Here is a 5,625-nt window from a genome sequence, read left to right as displayed (position 1 = left end):
TTTTTAGAGCCGGAAACGTTTCTTCGACAAACTGTTGTTGTTTAACAGGGTCTGCAGCGGCAAGCGTATACGTCGGTTTCGTATAGCTCATGCCCATATGTTCCATCATCTTCGAAACGCCGCGCAGCGAATAGGTACATCCATACGTACGCTCAATGTAGTCTGCTATCAGTTGCAACGTCCAATTGAATTTGGCGGTGAATCCAACGTCTGCTGGCACCTGGTTCACAATGACTTGCTTCAATGCGTCCCGCTGTTCTTTCGTCAGGCGTGGGGATCGCCCGGGAGAGAATTGCATGGCCAAGCCCGACAACCCTTCTTTTTCATAGGCGCGGATGTAAAGGCGAATAGTTTTCTCCGAACGACAGATGATCGTGGCAATCTCGCGTACAGACTTGCCCATTAATCGTAAACGTACGGTTTGAAGTCGCTCGTACATGCGGCGATCCTTCGTCGTTCTTATTCGTTCTTCAACTGCAGCCAGCGCTTCCTTGTTATCCATCTCATTCACCGCCTCATTCAGGGTATTTCTGAATTCGACAATGATGGGACAAAACCCTCCTGTTATGGAAGTTCAATAGTTTATTCTATATAGCGTTGAACAAATTAAGCGTTAAGTTAAGCACATTACTGGGAACGATGGGGATTTACTTGTATAAAGTAACCGGCCCGGTTATGATGACCATCATGGTGGGAGCAAGCGGAGTGAGCGGAATAGTGGTGTTGTATTATGTGCTTCCTAGAATATACAAAGCAAAATCTACATCAACAACTACATCAACCTAGAGCTGCCATAGGATTATAATAAAGCCGAAAGGAAGATGGGGCCATGAAAGTTGTCATTTTGGATGATTGGGAGCACATTTATGGCGACAACGAAGACGTCGCTAGATTGAAGGAGCATTTTGACGTAGAAATCTTTCATGATCGGCCTTCTAGAGAAACGTTGATTGAACGACTTCAGCATGCGGATATTGTCATTCCCATTCGAGAACGTACCAAGTTCGATAAGGATATTTTGAAGCGCATCCCACATGTCAAGCTTATAGCTCAAACGGGTTCGGGCTTGGCGCATATTGATATGAATGAAGCGAATCAATATAAAATTCCTGTTGCAACAACTCCAGGAGGCTCAAGTGCTGTAGCAGAGCTTATATTCGCATTTATGCTCGCCTATTCCAGGAAGCTTATAAAAAATCATGAGAAACTGAAAAGCGGAATATGTACGGAAGACTATGGCTATGGCCTTGAGGGCAAAGTGATTGGAATCATCGGACTTGGGAAAATCGGCTCGAAAGTTGCGCAGATCGCTAACGTTTTCAACATGAAAGTTGTAGCTTGGGGGCCTCGGCTGACTGCTGAACGCGCAGCTGAACAGGGTGTGGATTATATACCACTGGAGCAATTGTTGAAGCAATCTGACTATATTTCATTAAATGTGAGATTGGTAGAAGAGACAAAGCATCTGCTTAAGGAACAGCATTTTGAGCTGATGAAAAAAAATGCTTTCCTCATAAATACATCCAGAGGAAAAGTAATTGATGAGGAGGCTCTCATCCAAGCCTTACGTGATAATCGTATAGGGGGAGCCGGACTCGATGTATTTACTGAAGAGCCATTGAGACCGAATCACCCTTTTCTGGAGTTGGACAATGTGATTTTGTCTCCTCATATCGGGTGGAAAACAGATAATATGTTCAAACTTTTTATGAAACATGCCGTAAATAATATCTTATCGTATTTTCTTATGGACAGTCCGACAAGAATTGTAAACCAAAACGAGATAAAATAATTGTACAGTAATAAGAACAGTGGTCGTTCGGAGAGAACATATCCGGCAGCCGCTGTTTTTTGTTAATTGTCTTTCATTATATTAGTTCCTCTTTCCTTTAACTTTAAAATTTGCGTCTGGGTGTGCTCGAAGAAAGAATGAAAGTCGGTCAGCTTAAAGAGATGAAGGGCTGTTTCATACTCGCTTAGGGCTTTGTCCCGAAGATCAAGGCACGAATAATTGTAACCTACATGATAATGTAACTCTCCTAGAAGATAGGAGCTTTCATGTGCCTTGCATATTTTTATTCCTTTTCGGCACAGTTGATTAGACTTATCATACTGATGTAATCGTGTTAATACCTTTGCATGGTTATAGAGTACTTTGATTTGAATGGTGTAATCCTGGAAGAACGCATTCTTTTTGATATTATCGTGGATCTGGTTGAATATCTCCAATGATGGAGCATACTGACCTTCTTCGAAGTATAAGTTAGCGAGGCTGTTTAAAATCTCGATTTCTCGTTCAGAGTGAATTTCGGAAAACGCGGTTATTTTTAGTGACTCATTGAGGAGGTGGATGCTTGCTTCAAAATCCTTTGTTAAATAATATGTAGTGACACCTTCTTGCCATAAAAGCAATTGCTTAAGTAAAGGATCGTTGTAATTTGGATTTTTCTTTTCTTTTTGGATGAGATAATAGATGTCTGTGTAATTTCTCTCGCGGGACAAGCATTTGATTTGATAATTGAGTTCTTTAATATAACTGAAATTTTGATATTGGATGATTTTACATAGAAAATCAAGTGGAATATGGAGTTTCTTACTGATTTTATAACCAATTTCCAATGAAGGAATCGTTTCTCCTTTCTCTATTTTACTGATTAAGGCCTGAGTACAAATGTCTTTAGCCAACTGGGACTGTGATATGCGAAACGACGTTCTCACTTCTTTAATTACTTGTCCTATATTTTTCCACATGGATACACCTCCTATGACCCATAAAAATTTTAATAATCTCACATATAAAATAAAACAATTTGACGGATATATCCAGATTATAAGGTGATTGCCCCAAAAATTGCAAATACATCAATTCTTAGAATTATGTATCATACGAATAGATTATGGAACACCAGTATAGGTAAAGGAGAGGAAAATGAAGATGGTTACTCGTCTTTTCTCAATGAGTGTGCTAGTGGTACTTAGTTCAATCGTTTCAGTATTGGAACTACCTGTCCAACATTAAATTTCTAACTCAGGCTTCTCTATGAGCATTATCACCCGCCGCGCAGCGATTTTTGTAAGAACCGCGTAACGGCGGGGCCGTCATTTCATTATGTCCATAATCTCATCAACTTCGGGACATTTTGCCCAGGAATTACCTGTTTGATTCTCTCTCTGTTGCATGGAATGCGATGCAGGGGCGATTTCTTTATTTCTTTTTTGCCCCTGCCAGAGAGAGCAGATATTCTGCCGTATTCACGGGCACTTTAGAGTAGGACTTGTGGATGGGGGAAAGGGAAGGAATATGTGCTTGTTCCTCCATCAGCAGATAGTATCCATCCTTATTTTTAAAGCTTCCTCGCTACTCTGAATGGGGTAATTAGATTGCGATTTTATATGGAGGGGCGGGCATGATAAGCTGGTTAGCAACGCGAAGTCCTTACCCTTCGCGGCTTTCGCGAGTACTCATGCCCGCAGAGGCTCCATGTCAAATCGCTCTATCGATCTGGTAAAACGACACTATTCCCACAACGTATAGCGAGGATCCTTTTTAAATAAAGTGTTTCGACTGGTTTCGTAAAGTTCCCCCGAATTGTTGCCAAACACCGTTTTCGTCTTTTCCGACCAAGTTACATATACAAGCAAGTCTTTCGCATCTTTCGGGATGGAACTCAGGTATTTCCAACGCACAATATGCAGGTTTTTTGTAAATTCGAAGATTTGCTGATTGTCTGTGATCGTATGCAATACGCTGTCATCCGTAATGGAGCGAACTTCTATTTTCTGTTTTCTTTGTGCCATACTATCCTTGACATCATCCCATTCTATATTTTGTATATCCTCATCTTCCTCAATCTCTGTAGCGACTTCATCCCAGACAGCGCTTCGTATGGCCTCATCTACGATATTGGCTATATCGTCTGATTCCTCAACACCTTGGACACTTTCTGCAATCTGGCTTGTTATTATGGCTGATGAACAACCGCTCAAAAGCAATGACGCCGCCATTCCGCCAATAAGGAGTACATTTTTCTTGTTTTTCTTGTTACGCATCGTTTTCCCCCGTCCCTTTCTTGCCAAAAGTATAATCATAACCAACAAAATCGTTCGCACAGAAAAACCCCCACGGCCTGACGGCCACCACGATGGATGAAAATGGGGACTTGTAATTTTGAAGTTCTTCTGAGCAAATAAAGATAGGCAGATCAAAGGTCGAATTTTTTTTGGTGAGTCACATCCCGTACAGAAAACGGGCCTATTGCAGCTTTGAGCACCGCCGATTGTTGCCCTGAGCACGTGTACAAAAGTACACTTCTCGTTGCTGCATGTTCTGCTGAATCCAAAAGCAAGGAAGTGAAGCTGGAATGGATGCGATTTTGGAACGGTGCGCAGGGTTGGATGTGCATCAGGAAACGGTCGTCGCCTGTGTACTGGCAGGGCCACTCAACAAGAAACCACAGCAAGAAATCAAAACGTTTGGAACAACGACCAAGGAATTGCTAAAACTCCATGATTGGCTGTTGGAACAGAAATGTACGCATGTCGCGATGGAGAGTACCGGCGTTTATTGGAAGCCCGTATGGAACCTGCTGGAAGACTCGTTCGAACTTATCTTGGCCAATCCGCAGCGGATCAAGAATGTGCCGGGCAAAAAAACAGACATGAAAGACGCCGTCTGGATCGCACAATTGCTACGTTGCGGGTTGATAGAAGCCAGCTTCGTGCCACCAGAAGATATCAGGGATTTGCGTGATCTCACCCGGTATCGCCGGAAGCTAGTCAACGACGCGACAGCGGAAAAGAACCGTATCCACAAAATTCTTCAAGACGGGAACATCAAGTTGACCACCTATATCAGCGATGTATTTGGTGTTTCAGGTCGCGCTTTACTGGAATCAGTTATGAACGGCGTTGTTCTGTCACCGGAAGACGTGAAAACTATGGTCAAAACCCAAGTCAAGAAAAAAGTACCGCAGTTGGTTGACGCCTTGAACGGACGAGTGCGGGCCCACCATCGCAAGATGATCCGCAGGCATTACGACCATCTAGAGTATTTGGAAAAAGAAATTGCAGCTTTGGAAGCTGAGATCGAAGAACTGCTGAACCCTTACCAGAAGGAAATCGAACTGCTCGATACCATACCGGGGATTGATAAGGATGCCGCGGCGAGCATCCTTGCGGAAATTGGACCCGACATGTCGGTCTTTCCTTCGGAAGGGCACCTCGCCTCTTGGGGAGGATTGAGTCCAGGCAATAACGAAAGCGCAGGAAAAAAAAGAGCACGAGAACCCGTAAAGGGAATAAAGGTCTAAAGTCCGTGCTTTGTCAGGCAGCCTGGGCCGCTACCAAAACAAAAAACACGAGATTGTCCGCTTTTTATTACCGGCTGGTCAAACGACGAGGGCCGAAAAAAGCAAACATGGCGCTGGCTCACCTGTTACTACGAATCATCTTTATTATGCTGCTCACCGGTGTCCCCTATGAGGAACTGGGGCCGGATTATTTACCGAAAAAAGAGAAAGACGTCGACTTCTGGATACGAAAAATTCAACAGTTAGGCTACAAAGTGGACATTCAAGAGCTAGGAGACACCGGATAACCCCTATATTTCCCATTAGTTGGTAAAAT

Annotated in this window: 4 protein-coding genes and 1 pseudogene; 2 read left to right on the top strand and 3 right to left on the bottom strand. The window is 43.2% G+C overall.

The features are described from left to right. Positions 1-502 (bottom strand): IS630 family transposase (locus ABD76_RS26130; protein ID WP_197256132.1); only part of this gene is annotated, 502 nt, incomplete at its 3' end. A 327-nt stretch (positions 503-829) separates the two neighbouring features. On the opposite strand from ABD76_RS26130, the gene ABD76_RS26125 reads away from it, so the two are divergent. Next, entirely contained in the window at positions 830-1,792 is a 963-nt protein-coding gene (locus tag ABD76_RS26125; protein ID WP_197259874.1) for a D-2-hydroxyacid dehydrogenase family protein, read from the top strand. Between the two features lie 62 nt (positions 1,793-1,854). On the opposite strand, the gene ABD76_RS26120 is transcribed toward ABD76_RS26125, so the two are convergent. Both ABD76_RS26120 and ABD76_RS26115 read right to left on the bottom strand, forming a co-directional pair. Further along, on the bottom strand, positions 1,855-2,751 hold the full coding sequence (locus ABD76_RS26120) for a helix-turn-helix domain-containing protein (protein WP_197259873.1): 897 nt from the start codon (positions 2,749-2,751) through the stop codon (positions 1,855-1,857). Between the two features lie 765 nt (positions 2,752-3,516). Further along, positions 3,517-4,050, bottom strand: a complete 534-nt coding sequence (locus ABD76_RS26115; RefSeq protein ID WP_197259872.1) for a hypothetical protein — start codon at positions 4,048-4,050, stop codon at positions 3,517-3,519. A gap of 311 nt (positions 4,051-4,361) precedes the next feature. Between ABD76_RS26115 and ABD76_RS26110 the strand changes: the two are divergent. After that, positions 4,362-5,596, top strand: a pseudogene (locus tag ABD76_RS26110) (IS110 family RNA-guided transposase). Positions 5,597-5,625 lie beyond the last annotated feature (29 nt).

This window comes from Paenibacillus dendritiformis, assembly GCF_015845845.1.
GTDB lineage: Bacteria > Bacillota > Bacilli > Paenibacillales > Paenibacillaceae > Paenibacillus_B > Paenibacillus_B dendritiformis_C.
This window is presented reverse-complemented; position numbering and strand designations above follow the sequence as displayed.

What these genes read in the sequence shown, in the direction of transcription:
- ABD76_RS26120 (WP_197259873.1), bottom strand. Translation starts at nt 2,751, where the DNA reads ATGTGGAAAAATATAGGACAAGTAATTAAAGAAGTGAGAACGTCGTTT.
- ABD76_RS26115 (WP_197259872.1), bottom strand. Translation starts at nt 4,050, where the DNA reads ATGCGTAACAAGAAAAACAAGAAAAATGTACTCCTTATTGGCGGAATG.
- ABD76_RS26125 (WP_197259874.1), top strand. Translation starts at nt 830, where the DNA reads ATGAAAGTTGTCATTTTGGATGATTGGGAGCACATTTATGGCGACAAC.